The following is a 14552-nucleotide window of genomic DNA, read 5'->3' as shown; positions in this document are numbered from 1 at the left end:
GAATATCTGGATTCAGCCCTCGCGGCGGGGTGCCGCAGCGCACTCGACAAACGACGACCATCGGGAACTTCCCCTGGATAGATACATCTCCCCTGCCTGAAGGCAGGGAGCAAGCGCCGGACTTCGCTGAAAGCCAGCGCGCAGCATAGTCGGCCGCGGCGGCACATCGGAACGAAGGATTTCGCGCTTGCTTATGTTGTGTCAATGGCTATGGATAGACGCAATCCATCCTTGCGCCAACGCGCGCGCGAGACTATGTCGCGCCCCGGCCGGGCCTTCGCACGTCGGCAAATACCCATATGAGCGAACCTTCGTATGCAAGGCATTGCGGCGCGGCTAGGATCGTCGCCTATTGCCGTGCCGGGTCCGCGCAAGCCGGCCTGCCCGCCATGGCGCTCACTGGAATCCACCTTGACTCTCGCCGTCCCGCCCTTCTCTCCCAACGCTTCTCGTACCGCTTCTCGCACTTCCCGACGCACCTCCCGGCGCATCTTCCTTCTCAGCACCGCGCGCGCCGGGGCCAGCCTTGCCGCATTGGGCGCGCTGTCGGCATGCGCCACGGTATCGGGCACCGCCGAGCCGGTCGTCGATACCACATCGGGCCGCCTGCGCGGCACGCGTGCGCGCGGCGCGTTCGTCTTCAAGGGCGTGCCCTATGCGGCGACAACAGCTGGCGACAACCGCTTCCGCCCGCCCGTCGCGCGGCAACCGTGGGCAGGCGTTCGCGATGCCCTGGAAGGCGGTGCTTCCGCGCCGCAGCCGCAAGTCGGCAGCCCGGTCGAGTTCGCCTGGTACTGGTCGGGCATTCCGGCGAGCGAGGACTGCCTGTCGTTGTCGGTGTTCACGCCCGCGCTGCGTGACAATCAGCGCCGCCCCGTGCTGGTGTGGCTGCACGGCGGGGCATTCGCCATCGGAGCCGGCACGTCGGCGGGCTTCGATGGCAGCCATCTGGCGACATCGCAGGACGTGGTGGTGGTGTCCGTCAACCATCGCCTCAACGTGTTGGGCGGGCTGTTCACCGGCGAGCATCCCGAACAGTTGTCCGCCGAATCGGGAAACCTCGGCACGCTCGACCAGCTTGCCGCGCTGAAGTGGATCAAGGCCAATGCCGAGTCGTTTGGCGGCGACCCGGCCAACCTCACGGTGTTCGGCCAGTCGGGCGGCGCGGCCAAGGTCACGGCGCTGCTGGGGCTGCCCGCCGCGCGCGGCTACATCCAGCGGGCCATCGTGCAGAGCGGCTCCGGCGCCTGGAAGCTGGCAGGGCCGGATGCGGCGGCACGCGCCGCGCATGCGTTCCTGCGTGAGTTCGGCTTGACCGCCGCCAACGCGGGCCGCCTGCGCCAGTTGCCGGTGGAGCAACTGGTGGCCGCATTCGCCAAGGTGTCCGGCGCCGCCGGCGGCGTCAGCGAGTTCCGGCCCACGCTGGACGGCAAGGTGTTCGTCGATGATCCGTTCGACCCGGTGGCATCGCCGCTGTCGGCGGACGTTCCGGTCCTGATCGGCAATGCCGCGCAGGAGGCCACGTTCTTCCTCGCCGCCGACCCGCGCAATTTCTCGTTGAGCGCCGGCCAGGCCCGCCAGCGCATCCAGCGCTTCCTGAAGCTCAACGACGCCGGCACCGCTCGGCTGATCGATGCCTACCGCGACCTCGACGGCAAGGCTACGCCCAGCGAACTGCTGATCCGCATTGCCGGCGACTACAACTACCGCCTGCCGACGCTGGCCGTGGCCGAGCGCAAGGCCGCGCAGAATGGCGCGCCGGTCTATGCCTACGAATTCGACTGGCAATCGCCGGCGCGCGGCGGCGTCCTGGGGGCTGCACATACGTCGGAGGTGCCGTTCATCTTCGGCACGCTGGACGCGGCGAGGCCTCTGGTGCAAGACAGCGCCGACCAGCTGGAGGTGCGCGACCACATGGGGGCAATCTGGGCGCAGTTCGCACGCACCGGCAAGCCGGGCAGCGGCGTGGTAGCGGGCTGGGCGCCTTACGACGGCTCGGCGCGCACCACCGCGCTGCTGGGCAAGTCATGGGAGGCACGGCGCGACCCTGCCGCGCGCGCACGCGCCGCGTTTGCGGGTATCCCGCTATACGAGTACAGCTTCCCGGTGTCGTTCACGCGCGACTGACGCCCGGCGCGCGCCGGCAAACGCGCCTGCGTGCGCGACGCGCATCAGGCGGCGTTGATCCGCGATCAGACCAGCCGCGCGTAGCCGGCCGCCACCGCGACGCGGGCCATCTGCGCCACCGGCTCGTAGTGCGCCAGTCCGGTCCGCGCAATGCCCCGCAAGCGCAAGCGGCGCGCCAGTGCCGGCTCGCCGGAAAGCACCTGGGCCAGCGCCGCGCCAACGCGCGCGCTATGCGCCGGGGCGGCGTGGCGCGAAGACACCAGCGGCAGTCCGGGGGCGGCCTCGGTGCGGCCAATCTGACGCAGCGCGACAAGACGCTCGGGCAGGTGATCGCGCGCGAACGCCAGCGTGACGCAATCGATGGCGGCGACATCCGCCGCGCCGTTGGCCACGGCGTCAAGCGATGCCAGATGCGAGCCGGTGCGCACCGTGCCGGAGAAGAAGCGGCCGTCCCGCGCCAGCGGCGCCACCGCGTAGCGCAGCGCGTTCATGCCGCTGTGCGAGCCCTCATCGTTGTAGGCCGCGCGCAATCCGCGGCATGCGGCGAGCGTGGCGGGCCCGTCATTGGCGCGCACCACGATGGCGCTGGTATAGCTGGCGCCGTCGCAGCCCGGCGCATTGAACCGAGGCGTGCCAATGATGCGCACATGGCGCCGCAGGCCCTGCACCAGCGGATAGCCGCAGGTTTGCGAGAGCAGCAGGTCCGGCCGGCGCCAGAAGTCGTGCAGCGCCTCCACCGTCGCGGCGGGTTCGACGATGCTCAGCTGGAGCGGGTCGCGTTGCCGCGCGAGCACGTCGGCCACGCGTGCGATCAGCGCCAGCCAGTCCGTATGCAGCGCGGGTGTCAGGTTATACATGGGTAGCGCGGCCACCCAGTGCTTGCGTTCGGTCATCGGCCGGTCTTCCACGTTCACCCCGCCAGTTGCGCACGGGCATCGTTGCTGGCCTGCCCGCTTCCTGTTGCAACGGGCACCGCGTCACGTACAGGACCGTGAAACAGCGGATGCACCACGGGCGCGGCCGGACGCAGCGAGAAGCGCGCCAGCCGTTCGCCGTAGCCATCTACCACGAAACCGCCGCTGCGCCGCTGGTAGTCGGCCGCGCGGCGACGATAGATACGCCCCAGCGCGAACCAGGGCACCGCGGGCAGATCATGGTGGACGAGGTGATAGTTGTTGTTGAGAAAGAGCAAGCGCCATGGCCACGCGGCCTCGTTTATCACGCTGCGGCATGCCGGCAAGGCATGGGCACGGTGCTCCTGGAAGGAGCGTACCGCCGACAGCGACAGCGCCGGATAGGCCACGCCGCCCAACATCAGCCACGGCGCTATGCCGCAAATGCGGTCGAGCCAGGCCAGCAACGCGCCCAACGCCAACAGGTGCGCAAGCCACATCGGCAGGTCGCGCAGATCGCCGTCGCGCACCTTGCGCCCTGCGCCGGCCGCAGTCTGCGCAATGGCAAAGGCCGGGCCGATCAGCACACGCCCCGCCAATGTATTGCGACAGCGCAGCAGCACCCGCCCTAGCGGACCGGCCGCCTGCCAGTCACCGGAGAGCATGAAATAGCTCTCCGGATCGGCGCCCGGATGGGTGAGATCATCGGCCTCGTGATGGCGCAGGTGTTCGCGGCGATACAGCCCGTAGGGAAACCATACCGCCAGCGGCGCCATGCCGAACAGCGCATTGAACCAGGCCAGCCGGGTCGGATGACCATGCAGCAACTCGTGCTGCACAGACATATACCAGGCGGTGACAAGGGCCAGCAGCGCAACAGCCAGCGGCAGGCCGATGCGGGTGGCGTTGAAGGCAATGCCAAACCACGCGCCATAGACCGCCGCGATCAGCAGCCAGGTGGGCGCCTCCGCTCGCCATAACCAACGGCGGGAGGCGCGCGCAATCTCGGCGCGTTGAATGTCATCCAGGTAGATTGCCATGGCTTCGTCATCGTCGATCGGTGGCGGGCTGGTCGGCAATCGAGGCGATGCGAACACCCAGGGCATCCCGCGCCCAGCGCTCCGCCATGTGCATGGCTCCCGGCGCGAGGGATGTCACTCCAGCTTAGCGCCGACGGAAAATAAGGGAACGAAGGAATGCCGATAAGGATATGCGCAGCGCAGGGCCGGCTAACCGCTGCTGTTGCTGGAGTGCTCGCCGGGCCCGCAGGCATCGGGTTTACCGCCTCGGCAGGCGTTCGATAGCTTACTTCTGCAGCGAGCGCACGCACGGAACCGAGTAAGCATCTACAAAAAAATTCGTGGGAAAGAGCCGAGGCGCCATGCTGCAATGCGCGAATGGTTTACTTAGCGCATCCAGCCTCCAGGCCGGGCAGCCACGCTGCTCCGTCGCCCTCCCCAGTCACGCAAACCGGCACACGGGCCGGCACGGTGACCCTGCAGCCATTACTGGACATCCATGGCCTCAACGTGCACTTTCCCGGCAATCATGCGCTGCGCGACCTGAACCTGCAGGTCGCTGCCGGAGAGATGCTGGCGTTGGTCGGCGAATCCGGCTGCGGAAAATCGACGACGGCCCTGGCGTTGATGCGCCTGCTGCCGGCGCATGCACGGCTGTCGGGCACTGTCCGCTTCGACGGCGTGGACCTGCTTGCGCTGCGCGAGGCGGAGATGAGCGCCATGCGGGGGCGCGCTGTGTCGATGATTTTCCAGGAGCCGATGACTTCGCTGAACCCGGTGCTAAGCATCGGCCAGCAGGTCGCCGAGGCCTTGACGCTGCACGCACCGCTGTCACGCCGCGCAGCGCGGGCACAGGCCATCGAACTGCTGCACCTGGTCCAGTTGCCTGACCCGGCGCGCCGCTTCGATGCGTACCCGCACCAGTTCTCCGGCGGGCAGCGCCAGCGCGTGATGATTGCCATGGCGGTGGCCTGCAAGCCGCGCCTGCTGATCGCGGACGAGCCGACCACCGCGCTGGACGTGACCATCCAGGCGCAGATCCTCGCGCTGATCGACAGCCTGCGCCGTGAACTCGGCATGGCCGTGCTGCTGATCACGCACGACCTGGGTGTCGTGGCCCGGTATGCAGACCGCGTTGCGGTGATGTACAGCGGGTGCAAGCTGGAAGAAGGCGCCACGCAGAGCGTATTCGCCGCGCCCCGGCACGCCTACACGCGTGGCCTGCTTGGCGCATCGCTGCACGTCGCGCAGGGCCTGCACTACACCACCGACCGGCTGGCGGAGATCCGCGCAGATGGCCAGGATGGCTTCCAGCTTGTCAAGCCGCCGGTAGCGCCTTGCGCGGCCGCGCTGCGCACGCCGGCCGCCAACGCTGCACCGCTGCTCTCGGTGCAAGGCCTGCGCGTCTCATACACCAGCGGCGAGCATCGGGTGAGCGCGGTCAACGACGTCTCGCTCGACATCGCCGCCGGCGAAACACTCGGACTGGTGGGGGAATCGGGCTGCGGCAAGTCCAGCCTGTCGCGCGCCATCCTGCGGCTGGCGCCTGCCGACGCGGGCAGCATCTCGTTTGCCGGACAGGACTTGCTGGCACTGGCGCCCGGTGCGCTGCTGCCCTGGCGCCGCCGCGTGCAGCTGATCTTCCAGGATCCCTACGGTTCACTCAACCCGCGCCACCGCGTGGAAGACATCCTTGGCCATGCCCTGGCCATCCATGGCGTGCGCGAGCGCGCCGAACGCACGCGCCGCATCGACGCCATCCTCGACGACGTCGGGCTCGGCACGGGCGCACGCAGCCGCTACCCGCACGAGTTCTCGGGCGGGCAGCGCCAGCGCATCGCCATCGCACGCGCGCTGGTGCTGCGCCCTGAGCTGGTGATCTGCGACGAGCCCGTATCCGCGCTGGACGTTTCCATCCAGGCGCAGATCCTGAACCTGCTGGTCGACCTGAAGGCAGAGCACGGCCTGACCTACCTGTTCATCTCGCACGACCTGTCGGTCGTGCGTTATATCGCCGACCGTGTGTGCGTGATGCAGGCGGGGCGGATCGTCGAATCAGGCGATCCCGATGCCATCTGGACGCGTGCGCAACATCCCTACACCCGCACCCTGCTGGCGGCCATGCCCGGCCATGCGCGACCGGCCTGTCCTCCGGACGCTGCCGCCGAAGCGCCGCTGCCTGCCCTCGCGCACAGCTGAACTCTTGCTGTCTTTTTTCCGCAGTTACCGCATCACCGGAACCTCAACGCCCCATGAACGAACACGATTTCCCCTTCGCCAAGCCGTCCGACACCCTTGCCCAGGACAACGCCGCGCCGCATAGCGCGCAACGCCGTCAGCTGCTTGGCGCCACCGGCGCCCTGCTTGCCGGTGGCCTGTTCGCCGGCCTGCTGCCCGAGGCCAGCGCGCTGACCAAACCGCTGCCGAATACCGAAGATGGCGCCCAGCGCGGCGGCGCTCTCGATGCCGTGGTGCACCCCGAGCCACCCACGCTGGCGTTCTTCATCAACACCTCCACGCCGGGCCGCACCGTGGTCAGCAAGATCTTCGACGGCCTGCTGGACTACGGCCCCGACCTCAAGCCGCGCCCGCAGCTCGCGCAGAGCGTCGACGTCTCACCCGATGGCCTCACCGTGCGGCTCAAGCTGCGCAAGAACGTACTGTGGCACGACGGCAAGCCCTTCACCGCCGCTGACGTGAAATTCTCCGCTGAAGAAATCTGGCGCAAGCACGCACCCACCGCACGCCGCGTGTTCCAGCACCTGGCCAAGGTCGATACGCCGGACAGCCATACGGTGGTGCTCACGCTCGGCAAGCCAACGCCGGTGATCCTGAACGCGCTCGACGTGGTAGCCGCGCCGATCCTGCCCAAGCACCTTTACGAAGGCACGGACATCCCGAACAATCCGTACAACAACAAGCCAGTCGGCACCGGCCCCTTCGTTTTCAAGGAGTGGGTGCGCGGCCAGCATATCGCGCTGGAGCGCTTCGACAAATACTGGGCGCCGGGGCTGCCTTACCTCGACAAGCTCACCTTCAAGATCATCCCGGACGTGGCGGGCCGCGCCACTGCGCTGGAGACCGGCGCGGTGCAATACGGGGAGCGCAACCCGGTAACCTTTGCCGACGCCGACCGCCTGGCCAAGTCGCCTAACCTGGTGGTGAGCACCGAGGGCTACAACGGCTTTGCCGGCTGGCTGTGGCTGATCCCCAACCTGCGCGACCCGGTCATCGGCAACCTCAAGGTACGCGAGGCCATCCTGTATGCGATCAACCGCGATGCGCTGGTCAAAACGGTGTGGGGCGGCTACGCGGTGCCAGCCACCGGGCCGGTGTCCTCCCTGCTCAAGACCTTCTATACCAAGGACACACAGCAGTACCCGTTCGACCGCAAGAAGGCCGAAGCGCTGCTCGACGAAGCCGGCTTCCCACGCAAGGCGGACGGATTCCGCTTCAAGCTCAATCACGACTTCATTCCCTTTGGGGACGACTACCGCCGCACCGGCGAGTTCGTGCGCCAGGCGCTGCGCGCTGTCGGCATCGATGTGAACCTGCGCGGCCAGGATCTGCCCACCTGGACCAAGAACGTCTTCACCGACTACAACTACCAGCTGGTCAGTTCCTGGGGCATCAACTGGCAGGATCCGCAGATCGGCGTGGAGCAGCATTACTGGTCCAAGGCCGAGTCCAAGGGCACGCCGTGGCAAAACGCGTCCGGCTATGCCAGCCCGGAAGCAGACAAGCTGATCGAAGCGGCACAGGTCGAGCGCGATCCCGCCAAGCGCGTGCAGCTCTACCAGGATTTCCAGAAGCTGGCGCAGAAGGACCTGGCGCTGCTGAACCTGTTCGAGTTCCGCTGGTTCGGCGTCTGGGACAAGCGCCTGCGCAACGTCACGGATACCTTCGACCACAGCCAGAACAATTTCTCCCGTGTCTGGCTCAGCGCCAAGTGAGGTTGCCGTGCGCATGACCCGACGCCTGCTGCGCCGCCTGCTGCAACTTCTTGGCGTGATCGTCGCCACCGCCGTGCTCAACTTCGCGCTGCTCAAGGCGCTGCCCGGCGACCTGGTGGATGTGATCGCCAGCGAGAGCGGCAGCGTGCCGCCGGAGTACGTGACGCAGCTGCGCCAGCTCTACGGGCTGGACCGCAGCCTGCCGGAGCAGTTGGCAAGCTATCTCGGACGCATCGCGCATGGCGACCTGGGCTACTCGTTCCGCTTCGGCGAGCCTGTCCTTGATCTCGTGCTCGGCCGGCTTGGGCCAACGCTGGCGCTCGTCGGTGCCGCGCTGCTGCTGTCCACCGTCGGCGGCGTGCTGCTGGGCGTGGCGGCGGCACGGCGCCCGCATGGCCTGACCGACACCGTGCTGTCCGCGCTGGCTACGGTGGGCTACTCGGCGCCGATGTTCTGGACCTCGCTGATGCTGATCGTGCTGTTTGGCGTGCAGCTGGAATGGCTGCCGATCGGCGGGCTGCGCGAAGTCAATGCCGGCTACCACGGCCTGCGGCTGTTGCTCGACTACATCCATCACCTGGTGCTGCCGGTGCTGACGCTGGCGATCTACTACATCGCGGTATATGCACGGCTGGCGCGCGCGTCGATGATCGAGACGCTGGCGGAGGACTTTATCCGCACCGCCCGCGCCAAGGGCGCGCGGGAGGCGCGGGTCATCTTTGGCCACGCGCTGCGCAACGCCGTGCTGCCGGTGATCACCATGCTGGGCGTGCAAAGCAGCGCGCTGCTGGGCGGCTCGATCGTGGTGGAAACGGTGTTTGCGTGGCCCGGGCTGGGCCAGCTCTCCTTCGAGGCCATCAAGAGCCGCGATATCCCGGTGCTGCTGGCCGTGCTGATCTTCAGCGGCGTGCTGGTGGTGCTGGCCAACCTGCTGGTGGACATGGCACAGGCGGTGCTTGACCCGCGCGTGCGGGCCGGTTCGGCCCCCGTGCCTTCGGCAACACAAGGAGGCGCGGCATGAAGCGCTGGTACCTGCAACCTTCCATCTGGCTCGGCGGCACCATCCTGCTGCTGGTCTTAGCCGCTGCGGCGCTGGCCGGCGTGCTGTTCCCGGCCGATCCGCTCGACATGGTGGGCGCGCCCTTCGTCTGGCCCGGCACGGACCCGGCCACGCCGCTCGGCACCGACCTGATGGGCCGCGACCTGCTGGCCGGGCTAGCACACGGCGCGCGCGTTTCACTGCTGGTTGGCGTGTCGTCGGCCGCGGTAGCACTAGCGATCGGCGTCACGATCGGCGCAGCGGCGGGCTTCTATCGCGGCGCCGTGGACGCGGTGCTCAGCCGCATCACCGAGTTCTTCCAGACCATCCCGGCCTTCCTGCTGGCGATCATCCTGGTGGCGGTGCTCAAGCCCAGCCTCGGCACCATCGTGTTCGCGCTTGGCGTGACCTCATGGACCAGCGTGGCCCGGCTGGTGCGCGCGGAGTTCCTGACGCTGCGCGAGCGCGAATACGTGCGGGCCGCCGTGGCGGTGGGCGCCAGCGACGCGCACCTGATCTTCCGCGAGCTCCTGCCCAACGCCTGGACGCCGATCATTGTCTCCACGGGCCTGCTGGTGGCCAGCGCGATCCTGTCCGAAGCCGGGCTGGCCTTTCTCGGGCTGGGCGACCCCAACGTGGTGAGCTGGGGTTCGATGATCGGCCTGGGCCGGGACGCGCTGCGCACCGGCTGGTACATGACCGCGATCCCCGGCCTGGCCGTGGTGCTCACCGTGCTCTCGCTCAACCTGCTCAGCGACGGCCTGCAGGCCGCGCTCAACCCGCGCCTGCGCCGCGCGCGCCGGGCTGCTTTGCCAACCTGAACTGCCAGCCTGACCCGCGCCGACCCGACACACGACTGCCATGACGAAACTGAACGATCTCCCTTCCACACCCATTTGCACACCCATTCCCGCGCCACCGGCACGGCTGCCCGACCCGGAGCGCGTGCGCCGCATCGCCAGCGATGCCGAGGCGCTGCAAGCCGCCCGCGAGCTTGCAGCGGTATTCGCCGACGGCGCCTCCGAGCGGGACCGCGAACGCCGCCTTCCCTGGGACGAGCTGGACCGCTGGTCCGAAAGCGGCCTGGGCGGCATGACCGTGCCGCGCGAGTACGGCGGCGCCGATGTGTCCTACGCCACGCTGGCCGAAGTCTTCACCATCCTCTGCGCTGCCGACCCGGCGCTCGGCCAGATCCCGCAGAACCACTTCGGCTTGCTGGGCGTGCTGCGCGAAATTGGCAGCGAATCGCAGAAACGCCGCTTCTATGGCGAGGTACTGACCGGCGCGCGCCTGGGCAACGCCGGTCCCGAGCGCCGCTCCGAGACCAGCCAGACCATCCTCCAAGGCACCACCCGCCTCACCGGAACCGCCCAGGGCCTGCGGCTCAACGGCCAACGCTTCTACGCCACGGGCGCGCTGTTCGCGCATCGCGTTCCCGCACGGGCGCTCGACGACCAGGGCCGCAGCGTGCAGGTGTGGACGCCGCGCGAGGTGCGCGGCCTGCGCATCGTCGACGACTGGTCCTCCTTCGGCCAGCGCACCACGGCCAGCGGGAGCGTGGTGTTCGACAACGTGCCGGTGGCGCCCGAGGACGTGTTGCCGATCTGGCAGCTGGCCGACCGTCCGGGCCTGTATGGCTCCACCTCGCAACTGATCCAGGCCGCCATCGACCAGGGCATCGCCGAGGCTGCGCTGGCCGATGCCATCGCCTTCGTGCGCCAGTACGCCCGCCCGTGGATCGACTCCGGCCTGGAGCACGCCACGCAAGACCCCTACATCATCCAGGACGTCGGCCGCCTGCAGATCGACGTGCACGCCGCGCGCGAAGTGCTGCTGGAAGCCGGCCGCACGCTTGACGCGATCGCCGCGCAGCCACTGGATGCCGAAGCCAGCGCGCGCGCCTCCGTGGCGGTGGCCGAGGCCAAGGTGCTGACCACCGAGATCGCCCTGGAAGCCAGCCAGAAACTATTCGAAGTCGCCGGCTCGTCCGCCACGCGCGCCAAGCACAACCTGGACCGCCACTGGCGCAACGCGCGCGCCCACACGCTGCACGACCCGGTGCGCTGGAAAACCCACCTGATCGGCAACTACCACCTTAACCACGTGCTGCCCGCGCGCCACTCCTGGAACTGATATGTCCGTGCTCCTCTCCCCGGTTCCCACCGATAGCCGTCCCGCGCCAGCCGCACCGCCCGCCCAGCCGCCCGAACTGATCCGCGACGACGCCCACGCCATCCTGAGCGCGCGCCAGCTCGCAGCCCGGTTTGCCCCCGAGGCCGCATTGCGCGACCGCGAGCGCCGCCTGCCCTGGGCCGAGCTGGACGCCTTCAGCGCCAGCGGCCTGTGGGGCATCACGGTGCCGCGCGAATACGGCGGCCCCGGCGTGTCCAACGTCACGCTCGCCGAGGTCATTGCCACCATTTCCGCCGCGGACGGCTCGCTCGGGCAGATCCCGCAAAACCATTTCTACGCGTTGGAAGTGCTGCGTGTGGGCGGCAGCGAGGCGCAAAAGCGCTTCTTCTACGAGCGTGCACTCGCCGGCGAGCGCTTTGGCAACGCCCTTGCCGAAATCGGCCACAAGGACTTCAAGCGCCGCACCCGGCTGGCGCCGGACGGCGACGGCTGGCGCGTGGACGGCAAGAAGTTCTATTGCACAGGCGCGCTCTTCGCCCACTGGATCCCCACGCTGGTGGTAGCCGAGGAGCAAGGGCGCGAGGTCACCTACCTGGCTTTTGTGCCACGCCGCGCCGAAGGCGTGTCCATCGTCGACGACTGGGACGGCTTCGGCCAGCGCGTCACCGGCAGCGGCTCGGTGTCCTTCGACAACGTGCGGGTCGAGGCCGAATGGGTAGTGCCCTTCCTGGCCTCCTTTGAACAGCCGACCACCATCGGCCCCGTGGCGCAGCTCCTGCACGCGGCGATCGACCTCGGCATTGGCCGCGCCGCCTTCGAAGCCACCCTGCCCTTCGTACGCGAGCGCGCCCGCCCCTGGGTGGACGCCGGCGTGCAACGCGCCAGCGACGACACCCTGACGATCCACCAGGTGGGCGAGGTCTCGGTTAGGCTGCGCGCAGCCGAAGCGCTGGTGCGCCGCGCCGGGCGCATCGTCGATGCCGCCCAGTTGGCCCCCACCGAACGCAGCGTGGCAGAGGCCTCCATCGCCGTGGCAGAGGCGCGCGTGCTGACCACCACGGCATCGCTGCTGGCGGGCAGCAAGCTGTTCGAGCTGGGCGGCACCGCCGCCACGCTGGATCACCTGGGCCTGGACCGCTTCTGGCGCAATGCCCGCACCCACACCCTGCACGACCCGGTGCGCTGGAAGTACCACGCCGTCGGCAACTTCTACCTCAACGACCGGCTTCCGACCCGGCATGGAGCGCTGTAATGGCACGCAAGGAAATCCTGCTCAACGCCTTCAACATGAACTGCGCCGGGCATATCAACCACGGCCTATGGACGCACCCGCGCGACCGCTCGGCTGACTACAACACCCTGACGTACTGGACCGGCCAGGCGCGCACGCTGGAGCGCGGCTTGTTCGACGGGCTCTTTATCGCCGATATCGTCGGCGTCTACGATGTGTACCAGGGCAATGTGGACGTGACGCTGCGCGAGTCGATCCAGCTGCCGGTCAACGATCCGCTGCTACTGGTGCCTGCGATGGCCGCTGTCACGCAGCACCTTGGCTTCGGCGTCACCGTGAACCTGACCTACGAGCAGCCCTACCTGCTGGCGCGCCGCTTCTCCACGCTGGACCACCTGACGCGCGGACGCGTTGGCTGGAACATCGTCACCGGCTACCTGGACAGCGCCGCGCGCGCCATGGGCCTCGCCGGCCAGATCGCGCACGACGAGCGCTACGACCGCGCGGACGAATACCTGGAGGTGCTCTACAAGCTCTGGGAAGGCAGCTGGGAGGACGATGCGGTGCGGCGCGACAAGGCCGCCCGCGTGTTCGCCGATCCGCGCAAGGTACATAAGGTCAGGCACGAGGGCAAGTACTACAAGGTCGATGGCTATCACCTGGCCGAGCCCTCGCCGCAGCGCACGCCGGTGCTGTTCCAGGCCGGCAGCTCCGGGCGCGGCCAGCAGTTTGCCGCGCGCCATGCCGAGTGCGTGTTCATCTCGCCACCCAGCAAGGAAGCCGCCCGCCATACCGTGAGGGCACTGCGCGACCAACTGGTGGCCGCCGGACGCAGGCCGGATGACATCAAGATCTTTGCCGGCACCGCCGTGGTACCGGGCAAGACTGCTGCAGAAGCCCGCCAGAAGCACGCCGAGTACAAGGACTACGCCAGCCGCGAAGCCGGCCTGGCGCACTTTGCCGCGAGCACGGGCGTGGATTTCGGCCGCTATGACCTCGACGCGCCGGTGGACTACGGCGGCGGCAACGCCATCGAGTCGGCCACGCGCACCGCGCAGCAGCATGGGTGGACCCGGCGCAAGCTGCTGGAGCTGTTCGAGCTCGGCGGCCGCTATCCCGCCATCGTGGGCGACGCGCAGCAGGTTGCGGATGAACTGCAATCCTGGGTGGACGAGACCGGCATCGACGGATTCAACCTCAGCCGCACCGTGGTGCCGGAGAGCTACGAGGACTTCGTGGACATGGTGGTGCCCGAGTTGCAGAATCGCGGCATCTACAAGACGGCCTATGCCGAAGGCAGCCTGCGCAAGAAGCTGTTCGCCGAAGACGATCGGCTGCCGACGCGGCACGCGGCGGCGGGATTTCGCCATGGCCGGGACTGAGCCCCGCGCACCCCATTGAAGGCACCGAAGGCACGCAAGGGCGAGGAATCCCCCCGGAACACCTCGCATCGAGGCGCTGTCCAGCGGGCTCAGCCGGTCGCGCCGAATGGCCGCAATATGCTTGCCAAGGGCCCCTCCCAACTGCTATCGGCATGCACCTGGCGCCAGGCAGCGGTACATACAGAAATACAAGCCCCCCCCGATAGTAGGGTCAAGTTTTCCCCCAGGGGGTCGATAGAAAAGACCACGGCTTCAGTCTGTGACCGGCCAGGCGCGCGCATGCGCATGCGCATGCGGATCGCTTACGATCATAGGAAAAGACAAACACGGAGCTAGTAGTGAGTATCGATAGCATCATGTCCAAAAAGCTCGTCACCGTCGTGTTCGACGACACGTTGGCAACGATCAAGAATATCTTCGATGAGGCTAAGTTCCACCACGTGCTCGTCGTAGAGGACGGAAAGCTGCATGGTGTTGTATCGGACCGCGATCTGCTGCGCGCGATGAGCCCGTTTATAGGCAGCACGGTAGAGTCGGCCAGGGACGTCAATACCCTCAAGAAGCGCGTGCACCAGATCATGACGCGCAAGCCGGTAACGCTGCGCCCCGAGGCCGGGATTGCTGATGCCATTGCACTATTTCTTGCCCACCAGGTCTCGTGCATTCCCATCGTCGACGAGCAGTTCCGACCGGTTGGCATCGTGAGCTGGCGGGACATTCTGCGATCGTTGGCGGCAAGTTCCACGCCGCCGGATAGCGCCGCCTAGGAAAGACA

The 14552-nt window shown here is 67.9% G+C and carries 11 protein-coding genes; 9 read left to right on the top strand and 2 right to left on the bottom strand.

Annotation, left to right across the window (positions count from 1 at the left end; translation table 11 throughout):
* Positions 1–411 precede the first annotated feature (411 nt).
* Positions 412–2127, top strand: coding sequence for a carboxylesterase/lipase family protein (locus tag AC1RQK_RS26395; RefSeq protein WP_492811964.1), 1716 nt, complete (start codon positions 412–414; stop codon positions 2125–2127).
* A 65-nt stretch (positions 2128–2192) separates the two neighbouring features.
* Here AC1RQK_RS26395 and AC1RQK_RS26390 read toward each other — a convergent pair whose 3' ends face one another.
* Together AC1RQK_RS26390 and AC1RQK_RS26385 are read right to left on the bottom strand one after the other, a co-directional pair.
* Positions 2193–3020, bottom strand: coding sequence for a phosphate/phosphite/phosphonate ABC transporter substrate-binding protein (locus tag AC1RQK_RS26390; RefSeq protein ID WP_492811962.1), 828 nt, complete (start codon positions 3018–3020; stop codon positions 2193–2195).
* Between the two features lie 17 nt (positions 3021–3037).
* Positions 3038–4060, bottom strand: a complete 1023-nt coding sequence (locus tag AC1RQK_RS26385; RefSeq protein ID WP_492811960.1) for a fatty acid desaturase — start codon at positions 4058–4060, stop codon at positions 3038–3040.
* Between the two features lie 456 nt (positions 4061–4516).
* Here AC1RQK_RS26385 and AC1RQK_RS26380 point away from each other — a divergent pair, with 456 nt between their 5' ends.
* The 8 genes from AC1RQK_RS26380 to AC1RQK_RS26345 all read left to right on the top strand — a co-directional run bounded on the left by AC1RQK_RS26380 (position 4517) and on the right by AC1RQK_RS26345 (position 14544).
* Positions 4517–6238, top strand: a complete 1722-nt coding sequence (locus AC1RQK_RS26380; RefSeq protein WP_492812023.1) for an ABC transporter ATP-binding protein — start codon at positions 4517–4519, stop codon at positions 6236–6238.
* 53 nt (positions 6239–6291) lie between these two features.
* Positions 6292–7992, top strand: coding sequence for an ABC transporter substrate-binding protein (locus AC1RQK_RS26375; RefSeq protein WP_492811958.1), 1701 nt, complete (start codon positions 6292–6294; stop codon positions 7990–7992).
* 13 nt (positions 7993–8005) lie between these two features.
* Entirely contained in the window at positions 8006–9013 is a 1008-nt protein-coding gene (locus tag AC1RQK_RS26370) for an ABC transporter permease (RefSeq protein ID WP_492371248.1), read from the top strand.
* Positions 9010–9852, top strand: a complete 843-nt coding sequence (locus tag AC1RQK_RS26365; protein WP_492811956.1) for an ABC transporter permease — start codon at positions 9010–9012, stop codon at positions 9850–9852. Before AC1RQK_RS26370 ends, AC1RQK_RS26365 begins: the two co-directional genes overlap by 4 nt.
* Before the next feature lie 40 nt (positions 9853–9892).
* The gene (locus AC1RQK_RS26360) at positions 9893–11164 is read left to right on the top strand and encodes an SfnB family sulfur acquisition oxidoreductase (RefSeq protein ID WP_492811954.1); all 1272 of its coding nucleotides are present in this window, start codon (positions 9893–9895) and stop codon (positions 11162–11164) included.
* A gap of 1 nt (position 11165) precedes the next feature.
* Positions 11166–12416, top strand: a complete 1251-nt coding sequence (locus AC1RQK_RS26355; RefSeq protein ID WP_492811952.1) for an SfnB family sulfur acquisition oxidoreductase — start codon at positions 11166–11168, stop codon at positions 12414–12416.
* The gene (locus tag AC1RQK_RS26350) at positions 12416–13777 is read left to right on the top strand and encodes an LLM class flavin-dependent oxidoreductase (RefSeq protein ID WP_492811950.1); all 1362 of its coding nucleotides are present in this window, start codon (positions 12416–12418) and stop codon (positions 13775–13777) included. Before AC1RQK_RS26355 ends, AC1RQK_RS26350 begins: the two co-directional genes overlap by 1 nt.
* 356 nt (positions 13778–14133) lie before the next feature.
* Positions 14134–14544 (top strand): CBS domain-containing protein, encoded by a 411-nt coding sequence (locus AC1RQK_RS26345; protein WP_477134584.1) that lies wholly within the window; start codon positions 14134–14136, stop codon positions 14542–14544.
* Positions 14545–14552: the final 8 nt, after the last annotated feature.

Source organism: Cupriavidus sp. GW822-FHT02D05 (assembly GCF_058802485.1).
This window is presented reverse-complemented; position numbering and strand designations above follow the sequence as displayed.